Origin of the sequence: Clostridioides sp. ZZV15-6383, from assembly GCF_020657735.1 — a bacterium.
GTDB classification, from domain to species: Bacteria; Bacillota; Clostridia; order Peptostreptococcales; family Peptostreptococcaceae; genus Clostridioides; species Clostridioides difficile_D.
This window is the reverse complement of sequence record NZ_JAGWCV010000006.1, coordinates 36,234-54,653: the sequence shown is the minus strand read 5'-3', so window position 1 is coordinate 54,653 and position 18,420 is coordinate 36,234. Positions and strand designations below refer to the sequence as shown.

Genomic DNA, 18,420 nt, shown 5'->3' with positions numbered 1-18,420 from the left:
TTATTGGAGGTAGAGCTATGGCACTTAGAAAAGATTTTTTATGGGGGGGAGCAACAGCTGCAAATCAATGTGAAGGTGGATATAAAGAAGGTGGTAGAGGTTTAGCTAATGTTGATGTTATACCACAAGGAGAAAATAGATTTCCAGTTTTAGCTGGAAAAATGAAAATGTTTGAATGTGATGATGAATATTATTATCCAGCTCATGAAGCAATAGATATGTATCATAATTACAAAGATGATATAAAATTATTTGCGGAGATGGGATTTAAATGCTATCGTATGTCAATAGCATGGACTAGAATATTTCCCACAGGAGTTGAGGAAGCTCCAAATGAAGAGGGATTAAGATTCTATGAAGATATATTCAATGAGTGTTTAAAATATGGAATAGAACCAGTAGTAACAATCTGCCACTTTGATGTCCCTATGTATTTGGTAGAAAAATATGGTGCATGGAGGAATCGTAGGCTAGTAGATTTATATGTAAAATACTGTGAAGCCATATTTATAAGATTCAAAGGAAAAGTAAAGTATTGGCTGACATTCAATGAAATAAATATGATACTTCATTTACCATTTATAGGTGCAGGACTATATATTGAAGAAGGTGAAAATGAAACACAAATAAAATATCAAGCTGCGCATCATCAATTAGTTGCAAGTGCATTAGTTACTAAACTAGCTCATGATGTAAGTCCAGAATTTAAAATAGGGTGTATGTTAGCTGCAGGAAACACTTATGCCAATACTTGTAATCCATTGGATGTATGGAAATCTATAGAAAAAGATAGGGAAAACTACTTTTTTATAGATGTACAATCTCGTGGAGAATATCCAGCTTATGCCCTAAAAGAATTGGAGCGAAAAGGAATAAATATAGCGATGGAAGAAGATGATAAAAGGATACTTAAAGAAAATACAGTAGATTTTATATCGTTCTCATACTATTCATCAAGACTTACAAGTGCAGACCCTGAAGTAAATATTTTAACAGAAGGAAATGTTTTTGCAAGCCTTAAAAATCCATACTTAGGTGCAAGTGAGTGGGGATGGCAAATAGACCCACTAGGGCTTAGAATAACTATGAATTCTTTATATGACCGTTATCAAAAACCATTATTTATAGTTGAAAATGGACTAGGAGCAGTAGATAATCCAGAGGAAAATGGTAATATAAATGATGATTATAGAATTGATTACTTACGTGCTCATATAAAAGCTATGATAGATGCTGTTGAGTTAGATGGTGTTGACTTATTGGGGTATACTCCATGGGGATGTATTGATTTAGTAAGTGCTAGTACTGGAGAAATGAAAAAGCGTTATGGATTTATATATGTGGATAAAGATAATGATGGAAACGGAACTTTAAAACGTAGCAAAAAGAAGAGTTTTGACTGGTATAAAAAAGTAATAGCATCAAATGGTAAAGAATTAGAATAGGAGGATATAGATATGTCATTTAAAAAAGATTTTTTGTGGGGGGGAGCAACAGCTGCAAATCAATGTGAAGGAGCATGGAATTTAGATGGGAAAGGACCATCTTGCTCAGATATGTGTACTGGAGGCTCTCAAACGGTAAGTAAAAAAATAACGAGAATTATAGAAAAAGGAACATTCTACCCAAGTCATGAAGCAATAGATTTTTATCACAGATATAAAGAAGATATAGCTTTATTTGCAGAAATGGGATTTAAAGTGTTTAGATTTTCAATAGCATGGACTAGAATATTTCCAACAGGAATGGAGAAAGAGCCAAATGAATTAGGACTTAAGTTTTATGAAAATGTAATAGATGAGTGCTTAAAATACAATATAGAGCCATTAATAACAATATCCCACTATGAAGTACCCTTTGCAATAACAGAGAAATACAATGGATGGGTTTCGAGAGAGGTAATAGACCTGTATATGAATTACTGTGAAGCAATATTTAAGAGATATAAAGGAAAAGTAAAATATTGGCTAACATTCAATGAAATAAATTCGGCTACTATGCCTATGGGAGGCTACTTATCACAAGGGATATTAAATAAAGGAACTACAGATTTTATAAACCAAGTAGATATACCTCAACTTCGTTTTCAAGGGTTACATCATCAATTTGTAGCAAGTGCTAAGGCTGTTAAGTTAGCTCATGAAATAGATTCAAATTATCAAGTTGGATGTATGCAAATATTTGCAACAATGTATCCCTATACTTGTAATCCAGATGATGTAGTTAAAACTCAAAGAGATAGTAGAGTAATGAATTATTTCTGTGGAGATGTACAAGTGCGTGGCGAATATCCAAGTTATATGAATAGGTATTTTGGAGAAAATAGTATCGAAATAAAAATGGAAAAAGGCGATTTAGAAATTTTAAAAGAAGGTTGTGTAGATTTCTATACATTTAGTTACTATATGTCTATATGTGTAAGTAGCGATTCTAAAGAAGCTAATACAAGTGGTAATATATTAGGTGGAGTAAAAAATCCATATCTTAAGTCTAGTGAATGGGGGTGGCAAATAGACCCTAAAGGGCTTAGATATTCATTAAATGAGATTTATGATAGATACAGAATACCTATGATGGTAGTTGAAAATGGTTTAGGAGCTTATGATAAAAAAGAACCTAATGGAGTAATAAATGATAACTATCGTATAGAATATTTAAAAGAGCATATAGAGCAAATGAAGGAAGCTGTAGAAGATGGTGTTGATTTATTTGGATATACTCCATGGGGATGTATAGACTTAGTAAGTGCATCTACTGGTGAGATGGCTAAGAGATATGGGTTTATATATGTGGATAAGTATGATGATGGAAGTGGAGACTTGTCTAGGATTAAGAAGAAGAGTTTTAACTGGTATAAACAAGTAATAGAATCTAATGGTGAAAAGTTATAGTATATAGATACTGTTTGTGTTTAGAAGAGTAGCATATAGTGTTGATATATACGATTTTTTATCACAAAGAAAGGTGGAGTAACGATTCGTTATTCCATCTTTTTTATAATTGGCACAATTTTTGCTCTATATAAGTTTAAGAAATATGATAGGCATTACGACTATGATACGTGGGACATAAAACCAATAAATGAATATGTTAGTATACTAAATGTACAATTTTTTGATAGTATTAAAGTTAAAATTAAATGTATATTATAAAAGAGTAGAGTATATTTTAAAAGGAGTAATAAGATGAAAACAATAGCAGTAGTAACTGATGGGCTATCTAAACTAGAATGTTTTTTAAATAAAAATTTAGAACTGATATTTAAAGATAAAGTAATGATAAAAAACTATTATTTAAATAAAATAACAGAAAAGGAATCGATAAAAGGTGACATAATATTGGTAATGATAGATGACAGAGTATTAAAAATAAAAAAATATGTAAAAGATGTCTCAAAAATAATAACTATAAATAGGAGTATAAAGCAAAAGGATATATACAAGTTATTTTCATTACCAGAAGGGATAGATGTATTAGTAGTAAATTAGGTTACTAAAAAGGAAAATATAAATACCTATTTTACCCATTAGTTAGACTTAAGACCATTCATAAAAGTCAAATTAAACAGGATTAAAATAAAATATAAGTCAATAAAATTATTTATATTACTAGTATTTAGGAAAAGTATTTCTAAAATGAATTATAATCTTTAAATAAATAAAATATTGGTATGCTACTTGCTCTTTAATAGAGAAGTAGCATTTTTTATTGTTCACAAATAAGTTAAGGGGTGAAGAAAGTGGTTAAAAAGAAATATCCAGTAATAGGAATATCAGGCAATTTATTAATTGATGAGGGGGGAATGTTTCCTGGCTATGAAAGAGCTTATGTAAATAATGACTATATACAATCAGTAGTTATGTGTAAAGCTATACCATATATTGTACCGATTGTATATGATGATGAGATTATAAAGGAGCAAGTATCTAATATAGACGCGCTTATACTATCTGGAGGACAAGATGTAAATCCACTTATATGGAAAGAAGAACCTCATAATAAGTTAGGTGCAATATCACCAAAGAGAGATGTTTTTGATATGAAATTATTAAAACATGCTTTAGATATGAAAAAACCAGTTTTAGGTATATGTAGAGGAGAACAAATTATAAATGTAGCTGAGGGAGGTAGTTTATATCAAGATTTATCTCTAGTTGAAGGAGCTTATATTAAACACAATCAGCAACATTTATCTAACATACCTACACATACAGCACAGATAAAAGAGGGAACAAAGTTATATGAAATATTAGGAGAAAAAGAAATTTTAGTTAATAGCTTTCACCACTTAGTTGTCAATAAGGTAGCACCAGGATATATTGTTTCAGCTACAGCTAAAGATGGCTTGATTGAAGCTATAGAAAAGGAGGGAAGTGAGTTTGTAATAGGAATACAATGGCATCCAGAAATGATGACTAGAGATTATGATAATATGAAAAAAATATTTATGGCAATAGTTAAAGAAGCATCTAAATAATTATAACTATATTAAGTTGGGTTTGGGGGGAATAACAATGGAAAAAGGCATTAAGTTAGGTTTTTGGAGTATTGTATTATTAGGAATCAATGCAATAATAGGGTCAGGTATATTTGGGTTACCTGGCGATGCTTATACAGATATAGGTCCAGCAAGTATATTAGTATTAGTTTTTTGTATGTTTTTAGCTGTTTCTATCGCTTTATGTTTTGCTGAAGCAGGTAGTTGGTTTGATACTGATGGAGGTCCATATCTTTATGCAAAAGAGGCGTTTGGAGATTTTATTGGATTTGAAGTTGGATTTATGAAGTGGATAGTTAGTATGATTGCTTGGGCCACTATGGCAAATTTCTTTGCTGTAACACTATCATCTGTATGGCCTCAGGCAGCAGAACCACTTACTAAAAATATAATAATTGGTATACTAGTTGTAGGGCTTGGGATTATAAACTTTATGGGAATGAAACAATCTAAGCATTTAAACAATATAATGACTATAGGAAAATTATTACCGATAGTTTTATTTATAGCTGTAGGCTTATTCTTTATAAAAGGTTCTAATTTTACACCATTTGTAATAATACAAAAAGGTCAAAGTGCATCGTCAGCTTTTGTAGCAGTATCTATAACTTTATTTTATGCTTTTACAGGATTTGAATCTTTAGCAGTTGCAGCAAAAGATATGGAGAATCCTAAGAAAAATGTACCTAAAGCACTGGTAATGGTAATGTTTGTGGTATCAGTAATATATTGCTGCTTTGGTTGAGCAAGGATTAATGCCTAAGTCTATAAGAAAAACTAATAAAAATGGAGCTCCATATATAGCCATTATAGTATCTGTTATAGGAACTTTACTAATAGCATGGTCGGGCTCATTTACAACATTATCTCAAATAAGTGTTGTATCTAGATTTATTCAATATATTCCTACCTGTTTAGCTGTATTGATATTAAGAAAGAAGTATGCTAGTAAAGATGTAAATTTTAGAATACCTGGAGGAGCAATTATACCAATATTTGCAGTTATTATAAGTATATTATTACTAATAAAAGCAGGTATAGATGAACCTATGAAGATAGTTTGGGGATTAGGAGGGATGATAATTGTAGTTCCTATATATTTCTATATGACTAAGGTATACTCAAAGAAATATAATGATGTAGAAGTCAAATAATTCTTGTAATTTATATGGATTCTATAAAGATTATTTTGAATTTAGGAAAATCGGTATAACACCCTGGTGTTATACCGATTTTTACATAAATAACTTTATTTATAATATATCATTATACTTTCATAAGGTTTTATTTCCATTTCATTCTCAATTGTATCTCTAGTGTAATTAGTTTCAAGTATTGTGTAGTTTAATTTATTCAAATAAGTTTCAGGTAATTTATACACTACATTATCATGAGTAAAGTTGCTTATAACAAGAAGCTTTTGTTTTTTATATTCTCTTTCATAAACAAATAGATTTTTATGATTTTCATCTAGTAATCTGTAAGTACCTTCTGTAAAAATATCATATTGCTTACGATATTTGATTAATCTTTGATAAGTGTAAAATACTGAACGTGAATCGTTAAGCTCATTTTCTACACTAATATTGTCATTATTAACTTTTAACCACGGTTTATGATTAGAAAATCCCTTATAAATAGTATTATCCCATTGCATAGGAGTACGAGCATTGTCTCTAGATTTCTGTTGGAGTATAAGCAATGCTTCCTTTTCATCAATACCAGATTTAATCATATGATAGTATGCATTTTTACTCTCGGCATCGTCATATTCATCTATTTTAGTGAAGTAGGCATTTGTCATACCTATTTCCTCACCTTGATATATGTAGGTAGTACCTTGTAAACCAAATAGTGTTATAGCTAACATCTTAGCACTTTCTTGACGAAAAAATCTATCATCTCCAAATCTAGATAAAGCTCTAGGTTGGTCATGGTTAGAGTAAAATAGAGCATTCCATCCTTTTCCTTCATACATTTTATATTGAAAGTCAGATTGTGCTTTTCTTAATTTATATAAAGAAAACATTTCATTAGTCCATTTTACGCCTCCTTTATAATCTGTTTTCATATGATGGAAGCTAAAAACCATAGATAGTTCTTCTCGATTTTCTCTAGTATAGTTGATACACTCTTCAGGTGTAGTAGATGACATTTCACCTACAGTAACTATATTTTTAGGTTTGAAAACTTTTTGATTCATATTATGTAAATATTCGTGTATACGAGGACCATCAGCGTAGTGAGTTCTTCCATCTCCTTTTGGTCCTGTTATAGGGTCATCAGGTAATCCAGGTGTTTTAGATAGTAGGTTGACTACATCTAAACGAAAACCATCAATACCTTTGTCAGCCCAAAATTCTAGGATTTTGTAACATTCTTCACGGACTTTTTCATTTTCCCAATTTAAATCAGCCTGAGTTTCTTCAAATAAATGTAGGTAGTATTGATTCGTAGTCTTATCATATTTCCAAGCAGTTCCACTAAATCTGGATATCCAGTTATTAGGTACAGAACCATCAGGTTTAGCATCCTTCCAGAAATAATAGTCACGATATGGATTATCTTTGCTTTTTTTAGATTCTTTGAACCATTTATGTTCAGTAGATGTATGGTTTAAAACCATGTCCATCATTATCTTTAAATCTCTTTTATGTGCTTCTTTTAAGAGTTTTTCAAAGTCACTCATTGTACCATATTTCGGGTCTATATTATAATAATCTTCTATATCATACCCGTTATCTCTTTGAGGGGAAACATACATAGGAGTCAACCATAATAAATCAACACCTAAAGAAGAGAGATAATCTAACTTTTCTATAATACCATTTATATCACCTATACCATCATTGTTGCTATCTTTGAAACTTTTTGGATATATTTGATAAACAGTTGCTTTTTTCCACCAATTTTTCATACTCGACACCTCCTGTAATTTATAAGTTAATTATAATATGTTTAAACAAATTGTCAAGTATAAAACTAGTATTAAAGCTTTAGTATAAAATAAAAATATATTTGTATAAACATATAATTATATATAGAATAGTGAGGTTAGTAGCGTATAAAGTGATTAAGCGCAAAAAAATTATGTTTAATTAAACATAATTCTTTTAATATCTTTGAGTAACATCCATAAATATAAATGTTTCAGGTGTATGCTTTGATTCTGTATATTCAAAAAGCTTTCCATCATCAGTATATACACTATTTTTAATAACACCAACACAATTATAATCATTTAAAGGTAGTGTTTTTAACTCAAGTTCAGTAGCTTTTTCAATTTTAAATATCTTTCTGGATGAAACAATTTTTGTACCCAGACACTCTTTTATATATTTGTAAATGGAACCTTGTGCTATAGAAACATCAAGGCCTTTAACTACACTACATAAAAAATAATTAATGTCGAGTATTTTAGGTATATTATCAATATATCGTAGTCTGTGAAGGTGATATACTTCACTGCCAACCTTAAAACCTGTCTTTTTAGACAACTTATTATCAATTAAGATTTTGCTGAAATGAAGAACACTAGTAGCAGTATTAACCTTTTTGTCTTCTACAATCGACTCTACACCCTTGAAATTGTGCATATTTAGAAAAAAATCATTAGAAAAACTATTCTCTAATACTACAACGCCCTTGCCTTTTATACTTTGAACATATCCTTCTGTGTTTAGCTGAGAAATTGCTCTACGTACAGTATTTCTACTACATGAAAACCTTTCAATAAGTTGAAGTTCAGTAGGCAACATCATATTACTTGTATATTTACCATCAAGTATTTCTTCTTTTAATACTTCATATATCTCTGAAAATTTATTTTTAGCCATATACCCCTCCTTAAAGGTCTTTAGTAATATTATTGAACTGATATGAACAAATTATATCAAATGTGTTTAGACATGTATAGTGAAAATGTAATGATATAAAGCATAAAAAGGATAAAATTAAACTAGTTTGTGAGTTACTTTGAATATATGATTAAACATATTTTGAAAATAAAAAAAATTAATATGAAAAAATAGACTAGATATAGCAATATACACAAAAGTATTTAGATACGGAATTAAATGGTAAAAATAAAATAAATAAAAAATATTGACAATTTGTTTAAACAAATATAATATTTAAGATATAAAATCTAAATAAATCGTTTTCAAAAAAATTTAAATCGAAAGAGAAAGGGGATTGAATATGAAGAGGTTCTTAAACAAGATGATGCAACAACTGTCACTTTTAGGAAAGACTATGCTGGTGCCTATAGCTGTAATGCCAGCAGCAGGTATATTAGGGTTATTATTTGGAACAAATATGCTTAATGTCCCAGCTATATCTAATATATCTAATATAGTATTTTCAAATGTGGACTACTTATTTTTATTAGGAGCAGCTAGTGCCTATTCAAAGTCTAAGGATAAGACAAGTGTAATGGTTGCAGCAGTAGTTGCATATATGATATTTAAGTCAAATTTAGAGTTAATGAATGAAACATTAAATGCAGGAGTATTTGGTGGGATAATTGTTGGAGCTTGTATAGCATGGACTTATAATAGAACACATAAAGTTAAAGTTCCTGCGTTTTTAAGTTTTTTTGCAGGGGAAAAGTGTGTAATTACATTATCTCCAATAGTAGCTTTAATTTTATCATACATATTTAGTTTATTATGGATATATCCACAAGCTGCAATGAATCAATTTGGTTTATGGTTAGGAGGAGCTGGTGCAATAGGAATATTCTTATTTTTGTTCTGCAATCGTGCATTAATACCAACTGGATTGCATCAAGTTTTAAATGCTTACATACTATTTGAAATGGGTGAGTATACAACATCAACAGGAGAAGTTATAAGAGGGGAGATTCCTAGATTTATGGCAGGAGACCCAAATGCAGGATTCTTCTGGACAGGATTTTATATAATTATGATGTTCTCAATACCTGCTATTTCTTATGCTATATATAAAACAGCACAGGATAAAAAGAAGCAAGAAGTAAAAGGGGCAATGACGGCTGGAGCATTAACTTCTTTTATGGCAACGGTAACTGAACCTATAGAGTTTTCGTTTTTGTTTGCATCTCCAAAGTTATATATAATTCATTCTTTTTATTCTGGTCTAGGTGGAGTTGTACTATATTTACTGGGGGCTCGTTTGGGTTCATTTAATGGAGCAAGTATAATTGACTATGTCTTAAGCTTTAGTTATGGGGATAAAGCATGGTTAGTTATACCTATAGGAATTGTATTCTTTGTATTATATTATGTAACATTTAAATACATAATAATAAAAGACAATGTACAAACACCAGGACGTGAAGTTGAGATAGAGATAGGTGATAAAGTTAGTGAAAAAGAAAAGAATTTAAAACTTTCTCATGGCAATTTTTCATATATGGCTAAGCAGATAATTAAAAATTGTGGTGGTTATGAAAATATAGTGACACTTAATAATTGTATGACGAGATTGCGTTTAGAAGTGAAAGATGCAGCTCTTTTAAATGATGATAACATAAAAAAAACAGGGGCAAAAGGAGTAATCAAGTTGAGTAATACATCAGTTCAAATAATCATAGGAACGGATGTTGTTAAAGTAAAGGATGAGATGGAAATGCAACTTGATGAGTTGAGAAAGCAGGCAGAAGCATAAAATGAAGAAATTAGTAGTTAGGGCAGACGATATAGGATATTCAGAAGGTGTTACACTAGGAATAATATCTTCTTATAAGAATGGTATTGTTACAAGTGCTGGAATCATGGTGAATATGCCTTTTTCAAGAAAAGCTATAGAAATGGTAAAAAATGATGATATATGCTTTGGTTTACATGTTAACCTAGTAATAGGAGAACCTTGTTGTAAAGAACAGATTAAGATAAAGAATTTGTTAGATGAAGGTGGAAAATTTGTTTCTAGCAAAATAAGAAGAGCACAACTACTTACAGGTAAAGATATTTTTAATTATGAAGAAGTATATGAAGAAGTTTGTGCTCAAATTGAAACTTATAAGTTGTATATGAACAAGTTGCCTGAGTATATTGATATACATGGGATAGAAGATGATGTATCAATATCGGCAATGTGTGATGCTGGAAAAGAACATGGTATACCAAGTTGTCCTTATTATTTAGATTCAAGTATTAGCATGCCAAGCAAATATCCTCAGAATCATTTTTACAAGTTAGACAAATCTTTTGTTAAATTATTTGAAGAAAAGTATATAAATTTAGATAAAGATATAACACTAATGGTTACTCATCCAGGATTTATAGATTATAATCTTATTAAATCATCTTCTCTTGTTCAAGAAAGAGTATATGAACATGCAATGCTATGTGATAAGGATGTTAAAATGTGGTTAAAAAGAAATAATATTGAGTTGGTTGATTTTAGAGACCTTTTAAAGGCTAATAATTAGATATAAAGAATAGATTACCCAAAATATTAATTAAAAATGAGTATTTGAAATAAAATGTGTATTTTCTAAAAGAATATTGATGGAGATGTATCAAAATAAAAATTTGAATCATCTCTATCAATATAGGAAGTACACATTTTTTATGTATAATAAAGGGAGTAGTACGCATTAAAAAATTAAAAATTTTAAATTATAATAACATTAATAAAAAATTTAGATAATATTTGAGCATTTTATGTAAAATAATAAAATAGATGGAGGATAAACTATGGAATTTTATGAAAGAGCAAAAAAATATGAGTATAAATTTACAGATATAGAAGACATGATAATTGAATATATGAGAAAAAACAAAGAAGAAGTAGTAAAATTATCAATACAATCTTTAGCAGATAAATTTTTTACTGTGCCAAATACTATAGTTAGGCTATGTAAAAAGATGGAGTATGATGGTTTCTCCCAGCTAAAAAATAATTTAAAAGAAGAGTTAAAAGATAAGAATAAAGAGCCTAAAGATGGTTTTGAATCAGATATAAAAAAGACATTAGAGCTAATAGATTATGGAAAAATAAATAAAGTAGCAGATATAATTCAAAAATCTAGGAATATTATAGTTTATGGAATAGGTCAAAACATTCCTTTATGTGAGATATTAGTAAAAGAAATTAGAGGTGGTCATAATAATATAACTTACTATAGCCAAAGACATGAAGTACTTCATGATATAGGCAAATTGGGTGAACAAGATATGTTTTTTGTACTTAGTTTAAGTGGGGAAACAAGAGAAGTGATAGAAGCAGCAAAGATAGCAACTGATAAAGGATGTAAGGTAGTAGCTTTAACACATATATGTGAAAATCAATTACAACAAATTGCAGATATAAGTTTATATTGCTATTCGACAATTAGACAAGTAAATGGATACAATATATCAGATAAGGTTCCAATCATGATGATTATGAGAGCAATAATAGAGCAATACTGGTTAAGATAGAGGTTTGTGTATAAATACACAAACCTCTATTTTTAAAAAAGAAATTATGTGTATAATTTCAAAAAAACATTTTCATGATTTATTTTATGCTATATTCATAACATCAAATGATTTAAGGAGGTTCAGCACCGATTTATAACTGCTCTCCTGCATAGGGTAGCCGTTGGGACTGAGGAACAGAAAATTGCGGTAACCGTCTATCTCTTTGAGCTTTGGCTTTTGATTCCTTTTCAGCACTCTTTGAAAGGCTTTCTCTGTTTCTTCGCTTATAGGCACGTTGCGGACACCGCTTTTTGTCTTTGGCTCTGCTATGTAGAAGCCGTCCTTGTCTTTGAGTAGCTGATGATTGATACGGATTGCATGGTTCTTGAAATCCAAATCATTCTTTGTCAGTCCGCACAGTTCCTAGATACGCAATCCTGTTTTCAGCAGGATAAGCACATCATCATGATACTTGCTGTAAACGTTGTCTTGCTTCATAAAGTCTAATAGCCTTGCTTCCTGCTACTCGCTCAATGTGATTTTCGGCTTGCTGTCGTCCTCTATGACCTCGCTTAGCTGGAAATCAAACGGGCTCTTCCTTACACAGTGTCCTCTATCGCCATGTATAAGGACGCTTTCAAGGAACGCTTGTAGTTATTGATAGTCTTGTAGGAAAAGCCATTCTCTTTCATTCTGACCGCCCATTCCTTAGCGTATGACGGCTTTATGCTGGCTATGCTCCTTTGCCGACAGCCCATGCCCCTCAATTCCAACAAAACGCCTATAGAAACGTCTTTAGAAGGCATGACGATAATCTCTCCATAGATATATTGTTCTTCATAGCCAAACAGTCCGTAATCTTCATGAATAAAATATTCGCTTTTCATAGCCAGCACGTTTTGGATAATCTCCAATGCGTCTGTGGTAGGGAAGCGAACACGCAGATAATCAACTGTCAGTGTAAACGGCTGTGTGCATTTACAGTAATCAAGATAATACAGGAGCGTATGCTTCATTTCCCTGCTGACTCGTGTCTTGCCGTTCTCAATTTCATTTAAGTTTTGCCTGCTGATATGAAGGTCCTTTGCCAGTCTTGTTTGTGAATAGCCGCAGGCGTTCCGTTTTTCTTTCAGTGCTTCCATAAATTCCATGTCATTCATGTTCCATTCGTCCAATCAAAAAAGGCATACGCTCATAGGAGCATACACCTTGTATCATGTATTTTCTTGCTATCGATATGCTGTTTTAGACCTATCGGGTAGAATTGACAGGGTGTGAAGTGCAGTAAGTCCTTATAACCTTATAAATCGTTGCATATCGGCATTTTTGTATTTGTTTTGTCCATTGTTTCTTGTAATAGTACCCCCTGTTAGATAACGGGGGCTTTGAACGGCTCGCTAAAGCTCGCCGAACTGCCGAAGTGAACCGCCCCCTCGACAGCAAGCTGGCGTGGCGATATGTCTTGCGAGCGCCACCGTGGGCGGATCACTCCGTCGGCTTGTAAGATTTTGAGCGTATCTTTCGCATAAACTAAGATTTATCTTTTTCTATATGTGAATACAATCCCGATTATAGAGCCAATAAAGACGAATGGTGCAAATCTTACGAATAAAAATTCAACACCATGCAACATTGTACCTTCAACTGCCAATTCTGGAATATTGTAATCCCAATTCAAATATTCGCTGTGCATAGTTGCAAAAGCAATAAATACTATTATTATAATCGCACAAAATGAAATAAGCAGGTAACGAATTATCCTAATTCTCATCTCACTTCTTTTAGCAAATTGGAGATTAATACTCTCAAGCTTTTCAGAAATACTCTTTAAATCCAATTCATTCAAACAATGTTCCTGTACAGTTTCTCCAAGCAATATACTTACAGAAGTATCTAGTTCGTCTGCTAAAGAAATAAGCATACTTGAGTCAGGAACCGATAGTCCTTTTTCCCATTTAGATACCGTCTGCCTTACTACATTCAGCTTTATAGCAAGTTCTTCTTGCGATAAACCTTTTGTTTTTCGTAGATTCTTAATATTTTCATTCAACATAACCTGTGCCTCCTTTGTTTTGATACAACTATTAAATATCAAAACGACCGTTGCTACAAGCAACGCAAATTAACATTTGTCATTACTGCAACAAATTTTCATTTATCGTTTGCTCTACAAACTGGAAGTTGCATATCATAACAGTAATATTATTTGCTTTTTCTCAAAGATTGGTATGTACAAAAAATCACAGTATAAATAAAATTTATTATACCTATTGAAAATGGAACTGTAATTTCTTGCAAATAGGAATAAATTTGTATACAAAATCTATCTAATGGTGTTAGGAATATTGCCATTCCCACTGATAAAATCATTCCAATAATGGATAATTTCAAATTTTTCTTATTTTTGAAATGTGAGATAATATATTTATAGAATTGTAACGCACAAATCCACATCGAAAATACAATTATTGAATGAGAAATTCTTTCTGTTAGTCTTCCTTGCAATACAAAAGAAAACAATATCGTAAAAAATATCGTTGCAATGATTGGAGCAACTACTATAATTATTGATAATATCCTAGCAATCTTCTTTGATTTTTCTTCGACTATTTTCTTTTTTTCATATATTCCCAAGACCGCAAAGTAAAAACATACAAGCACAACTAAAGCAACATATATCATAATAACTTCTCCTAAAATTCGGATTTTACTTTTTCTTTTTTGTTCCAAAATATGTCGCAATACCCGCACATAATAATGCAACACCAACGCATATCCATAATATCATATTTATAATTTTCCCTTACACAACTTCCAATTTGTCTTTATCTGTATTATATCATGTGTATTATATCATGCTGTTATAAACATTGTCATTTCTTTTCTGCTTTTGTAAAGGTTGCTATTCAGCATTGCTTACGCAACAAGCCTTTGACAAACCATAGACTAATAAGTTTTAAGGTAATCAAGCAGAAATGAAATAGTATGCTGTTACACTGCATAGAAAAAGACACTCTGTTTCAAGCGTCATTCTTCCATAACTTTATATAACTCCCTATAAATCGTTACATAAGGCTCTTTCATTTGTTGTAATTTTCTTCTTTTTTCTTTAGTTGTTTTACTGATAGATACTGTATTTATGCGGATATTTCCGATTTCCTATCTATTTTTTGCAGGAAAAAAAGATAGATAGTATAAGTTGTATACAAAGAAAGATTTAGAGTATAAAATAAAAGATAAATTAAGCTTATAAAATTATATGTTTAAAATAAGGAGTAGATAAATATGAAAGTATTAATTTCTATAGATTCCTTGAAAGGAAGCTTATCCTCAATAGAGGCAGCAAATGCAATAAAAAAGGGGATATTGAAAGTTAAAGAAGATGCACAAGTAAAGATATTGCCACTTGCTGATGGTGGTGAAGGGACAGTAGATGCTTTAGTTCAAGGAATGAACGGTGAAAAAGAAACTATAGCAGTTACTGGGCCAATAGTTAAGAAAGTAAATGCAACATATGGATTATTAAAAGATACAAGTACAGCAATAATAGAAATAGCTCAAGCATCAGGATTAACATTAGTTCCAACTGAACTTAGAAATCCTTTATACACTACAACTTATGGTGTTGGGGAAATAATAAAGGAAGCAATAAATAAAGGATATAGAAATTTTATAATTGGAATAGGTGGAAGTGCTACTAATGATGCTGGAGTGGGTATGCTTCAAGCTTTAGGATTTGAGTTTTATGATAAAAATAACAAATTAGTAGGATTAGGTGGAAAAGTTTTAAATGAAATAAGATATATAAAAATAGAGAATAGATTAAAAGAATTAGATGAATGTAACTTTAAAATAGCTTGTGATGTAAATAATCCGCTGTTTGGAAAAAACGGAGCTGCATACATATACGGGTCTCAAAAAGGTGCAACATCAGAAATAATTGAGGAGTTAGATAATGGGCTTAGAAATTTTTCTAAAGTAGTTAAAAATTACTTAAATAAAGATGTAGCTAATGTAGAAGGAGCAGGTGCAGCAGGAGGATTAGGTTTTGCGTTTTTAGCATTTTTAAATTCAAAATTAGAATCTGGAATAAAAATAATATTAGAAGAAATTAAATTAGAGGAAGAGTTAAAAGATGTAGACTTTGTTATAACTGGCGAAGGTAGATTGGACAATCAAACTGCTATGGGCAAGGCACCAATAGGAGTTGCAAAACTGGCAAAAAAGTATGGTGTAAAAGTAATAGGTTTGGCTGGAGCAACAACAGAAGATGCAGTTAAATGTAATGAAGAGGGGATAGATGCTTATTTTTCTATAGTAAATAGAGCTATGACAATAGAAGAAGCAATGGATAAAGAAACTGCTAGTGACAATATGATGGCTACAACAGTACAAATATTTAATCTTATAACTAGTGTACAATAGTTAAGAAATAAGTCATATTAAAAATAAGATATATTAGGTAAAAAAAGAAAGCTGTCACATATGAATTTAGACTTTTAGTGTGACAGCTTATTTATTTTGTGTTAGTAATTTTAAAAATAGGTCTTGCAAATAGATTAATGAATTTATATATTTTGAATAAGATAAGTTATTCTATTCATAAAACTACTATAACTATCTGCCTTAGTAAGTTCTTTAACATTGTTCCACTCTGATAATATTTCAATAAAGCTTTCAAATATGTAATTGAATTTTTCCTTTTCCTTTTCATTTATGGGTATCATAGCTATAATTTGAACTTTTTCCTTACCCCATTTAACTGGTTTATCGTTGACAATTAGACAGACTCCAGTTTTTAAAGCATCCATTTTCATACTATGAGGAATTGCTACGTTGTTATTAAATGCGGTTGAAGACATGTTTTCTCTTATAAGAACATCATCTATGTAATTGGGTTTAACATATTTATTTTCGTACAGAATATTTCCCATAAATTTTATATAATCTTTAGCACTATCTAAATATATATTTTTCATAAATAAAGATTCACTGAAGTACATTTCTAAATGATTCTGTACAGTAAGTATGTTTTTTCTATCTTTAATCTGAATAAATTTACTTTGGATATTATCATAATCTTTTCTATTTAGGTAAGGATTTACATAGACAAAAGGTATAGGACATCTATCACTAATTGGTAAAGTAGTAATAACCATGTCTACTTTATTATCAAAGTCCAGGTTATGAGTATCTGAAAAAATTTGAATAACTTCTATAGACTCATTAAATCTCTTTTCAAGGTCTCTTACTATTTTGAGTTGTAAATCATAATAGTTTGGAGTAATTAATGCACAGAGAACTTTATCTTCTAGTAATTTTTGTCTATCAAAAAATGAACCTACATGAAGAGATATATACGATATTTCATCTTCATCTATTTCTATGTTTTCTAAAATTTGAATCTGATTACAAATATAAACAGATATATCATATATCAGAGGGTAGGAGTCTTTTAACTTCTGAGGTATTTGATTTCTCAAAACTTGATTATTTTTAGCCCTACTGATTAAGTTTTTTACATGAAGAGTAAATTTTACAACAAATTCATCATCAGATAAATCTATAAAGTATAAGTCATATACATTTTTAATTATTTTTTTAGTTAATTCAACAAAATGTTCATTTATATAATTTGACAATGACTTAGTATCCATTTGATGATAGTTTAAGACTGTGGTTTTGTTTGTTAACTGAAATACTAAGTAGTACAATTCTGCACTAGTTAAAGTTATGTTGTATTCAGACTCTAAAAAATCTGATATATCTCTTGAAATGTTTATATCTATATTATTATTATCTATGTAGCTCACTACTTCGACAGACTCTATGTAGTTATTCTTTTTTATTCTGTCTATAGTTATCATTAAATGAAGAAGTATGTTATTTATAGCATACTCATTTATAAACAAATTGTATTTTTTTAATATATATATTATATTTTCTTTTAGTTTAGTTAAATTATACTCTTGATATATTTTTTGTACGTCAAATAAGCTTAAAAAATCACTTCCTGTTTCTTTAAATATTATAGAGCTCATTAATTTACGCTTTGCAGACTCATTTCCAACTAGTTTCAATAAAAATCTCGATTGCTTTATCTTTAAATTGTAACTTCCTATAAATTTATTAGCTTTGACTATGTCCCCTTCAATAGTAGATGGGCTAACAAATAATTCTTCACTTAAATCAAACATATTAATTCCATTACTATTAACTATAAGTTCTTTCAAAATTAAATTTAATCTATTATCAGGTGATATATTATCTGAACTATCAATTTTAGTTTGAGAATTATTATTAAGATTTAGTTTATATCCTTTTTTAGAGGATAATATAAATTCACCAGTAGAATTAATTTCATTTACATACTTTCTAATCGAACGTGTTGATACATTAAGATAATTGGCTAATGTGGATGAATCTATCCAATCGTGTTGCGTTTTTATGAAATTTAAAAATAACTCTTTTTTAGATGTTTTCATTAGATTCCCTCTCATAGTTTTAAAATAAAATCTGTATGATATGATA

Annotated in this window: 15 protein-coding genes and 2 pseudogenes; 10 read left to right on the top strand and 7 right to left on the bottom strand. The window is 30.2% G+C overall.

The features are described 5' to 3' along the window. Positions 1-17 precede the first annotated feature (17 nt). The 6 genes from KGF42_RS04130 (at position 18) to KGF42_RS20400 (ending at position 5,652) form a co-directional block, all read left to right on the top strand. Entirely contained in the window at positions 18-1,445 is a 1,428-nt protein-coding gene (locus KGF42_RS04130; RefSeq protein ID WP_227822252.1) for a 6-phospho-beta-glucosidase, read from the top strand. Positions 1,446-1,457: 12 nt separating this feature from the next. Next, positions 1,458-2,891 (top strand): glycoside hydrolase family 1 protein, encoded by a 1,434-nt coding sequence (locus KGF42_RS04125; protein WP_227822253.1) that lies wholly within the window; start codon positions 1,458-1,460, stop codon positions 2,889-2,891. A gap of 294 nt (positions 2,892-3,185) precedes the next feature. Then, positions 3,186-3,488 carry a hypothetical protein gene (locus tag KGF42_RS04120; protein ID WP_227822254.1) on the top strand — a complete coding sequence of 101 codons (303 nt, stop codon included), beginning with the start codon at positions 3,186-3,188 and terminating at the stop codon, positions 3,486-3,488. Positions 3,489-3,730: 242 nt separating this feature from the next. Further along, positions 3,731-4,477 (top strand): gamma-glutamyl-gamma-aminobutyrate hydrolase family protein, encoded by a 747-nt coding sequence (locus tag KGF42_RS04115; protein WP_311315298.1) that lies wholly within the window; start codon positions 3,731-3,733, stop codon positions 4,475-4,477. A gap of 37 nt (positions 4,478-4,514) precedes the next feature. Continuing rightward, positions 4,515-5,243, top strand: coding sequence for an APC family permease (locus KGF42_RS20405; RefSeq protein WP_413926989.1), 729 nt, complete (start codon positions 4,515-4,517; stop codon positions 5,241-5,243). 10 nt (positions 5,244-5,253) lie between these two features. Continuing rightward, on the top strand, positions 5,254-5,652 hold the full coding sequence (locus KGF42_RS20400; RefSeq protein ID WP_413926988.1) for an amino acid permease: 399 nt from the start codon (positions 5,254-5,256) through the stop codon (positions 5,650-5,652). A 95-nt stretch (positions 5,653-5,747) separates the two neighbouring features. Here the strand turns inward: KGF42_RS20400 and KGF42_RS04105 are convergent, their stop codons facing one another. Beyond that, positions 5,748-7,415 carry an alpha,alpha-phosphotrehalase gene (locus tag KGF42_RS04105; protein ID WP_227825819.1) on the bottom strand — a complete coding sequence of 556 codons (1,668 nt, stop codon included), beginning with the start codon at positions 7,413-7,415 and terminating at the stop codon, positions 5,748-5,750. A gap of 196 nt (positions 7,416-7,611) precedes the next feature. After that, positions 7,612-8,334, bottom strand: coding sequence for a GntR family transcriptional regulator (locus KGF42_RS04100; protein ID WP_227822709.1), 723 nt, complete (start codon positions 8,332-8,334; stop codon positions 7,612-7,614). Between the two features lie 364 nt (positions 8,335-8,698). Here KGF42_RS04100 and KGF42_RS04095 point away from each other — a divergent pair, with 364 nt between their 5' ends. From KGF42_RS04095 to KGF42_RS04085, 3 genes are all read left to right on the top strand, one after another. Beyond that, a complete protein-coding gene (locus KGF42_RS04095) occupies positions 8,699-10,147 on the top strand; it encodes a PTS transporter subunit EIIC (RefSeq protein WP_227825818.1) in 1,449 nt (482 codons plus the stop codon). A gap of 1 nt (position 10,148) precedes the next feature. Next, positions 10,149-10,913, top strand: a complete 765-nt coding sequence (locus tag KGF42_RS04090) for a ChbG/HpnK family deacetylase (RefSeq protein ID WP_107594019.1) — start codon at positions 10,149-10,151, stop codon at positions 10,911-10,913. 268 nt (positions 10,914-11,181) lie between these two features. Further along, positions 11,182-11,907, top strand: coding sequence for a MurR/RpiR family transcriptional regulator (locus KGF42_RS04085; RefSeq protein ID WP_227822707.1), 726 nt, complete (start codon positions 11,182-11,184; stop codon positions 11,905-11,907). A 167-nt stretch (positions 11,908-12,074) separates the two neighbouring features. On the opposite strand, the pseudogene KGF42_RS04080 reads toward KGF42_RS04085, so the two are convergent. The 4 genes and pseudogenes from KGF42_RS04080 to KGF42_RS04065 all read right to left on the bottom strand — a co-directional run. Beyond that, positions 12,075-12,632: pseudogene (locus KGF42_RS04080) on the bottom strand (tyrosine-type recombinase/integrase); the annotation flags it as partial. A 57-nt stretch (positions 12,633-12,689) separates the two neighbouring features. Next, a pseudogene (locus tag KGF42_RS04075) lies at positions 12,690-13,031 on the bottom strand (helix-turn-helix domain-containing protein); the annotation flags it as partial. 395 nt (positions 13,032-13,426) lie between these two features. Further along, the gene (locus tag KGF42_RS04070; RefSeq protein ID WP_413926987.1) at positions 13,427-14,005 is read right to left on the bottom strand and encodes a helix-turn-helix domain-containing protein; all 579 of its coding nucleotides are present in this window, start codon (positions 14,003-14,005) and stop codon (positions 13,427-13,429) included. Positions 14,006-14,091: 86 nt separating this feature from the next. Then, on the bottom strand, positions 14,092-14,571 hold the full coding sequence (locus tag KGF42_RS04065) for a hypothetical protein (protein WP_227825817.1): 480 nt from the start codon (positions 14,569-14,571) through the stop codon (positions 14,092-14,094). A gap of 603 nt (positions 14,572-15,174) precedes the next feature. On the opposite strand from KGF42_RS04065, the gene KGF42_RS04060 reads away from it, so the two are divergent. Beyond that, positions 15,175-16,314: a glycerate kinase gene (locus KGF42_RS04060; RefSeq protein ID WP_227825816.1), complete on the top strand. Its 1,140-nt coding sequence runs from the start codon at positions 15,175-15,177 to the stop codon at positions 16,312-16,314. Positions 16,315-16,457: 143 nt separating this feature from the next. Here KGF42_RS04060 and KGF42_RS04055 read toward each other — a convergent pair whose 3' ends face one another. Beyond that, positions 16,458-18,374: a PTS sugar transporter subunit IIA gene (locus KGF42_RS04055; protein ID WP_227822704.1), complete on the bottom strand. Its 1,917-nt coding sequence runs from the start codon at positions 18,372-18,374 to the stop codon at positions 16,458-16,460. Positions 18,375-18,420: the final 46 nt, after the last annotated feature.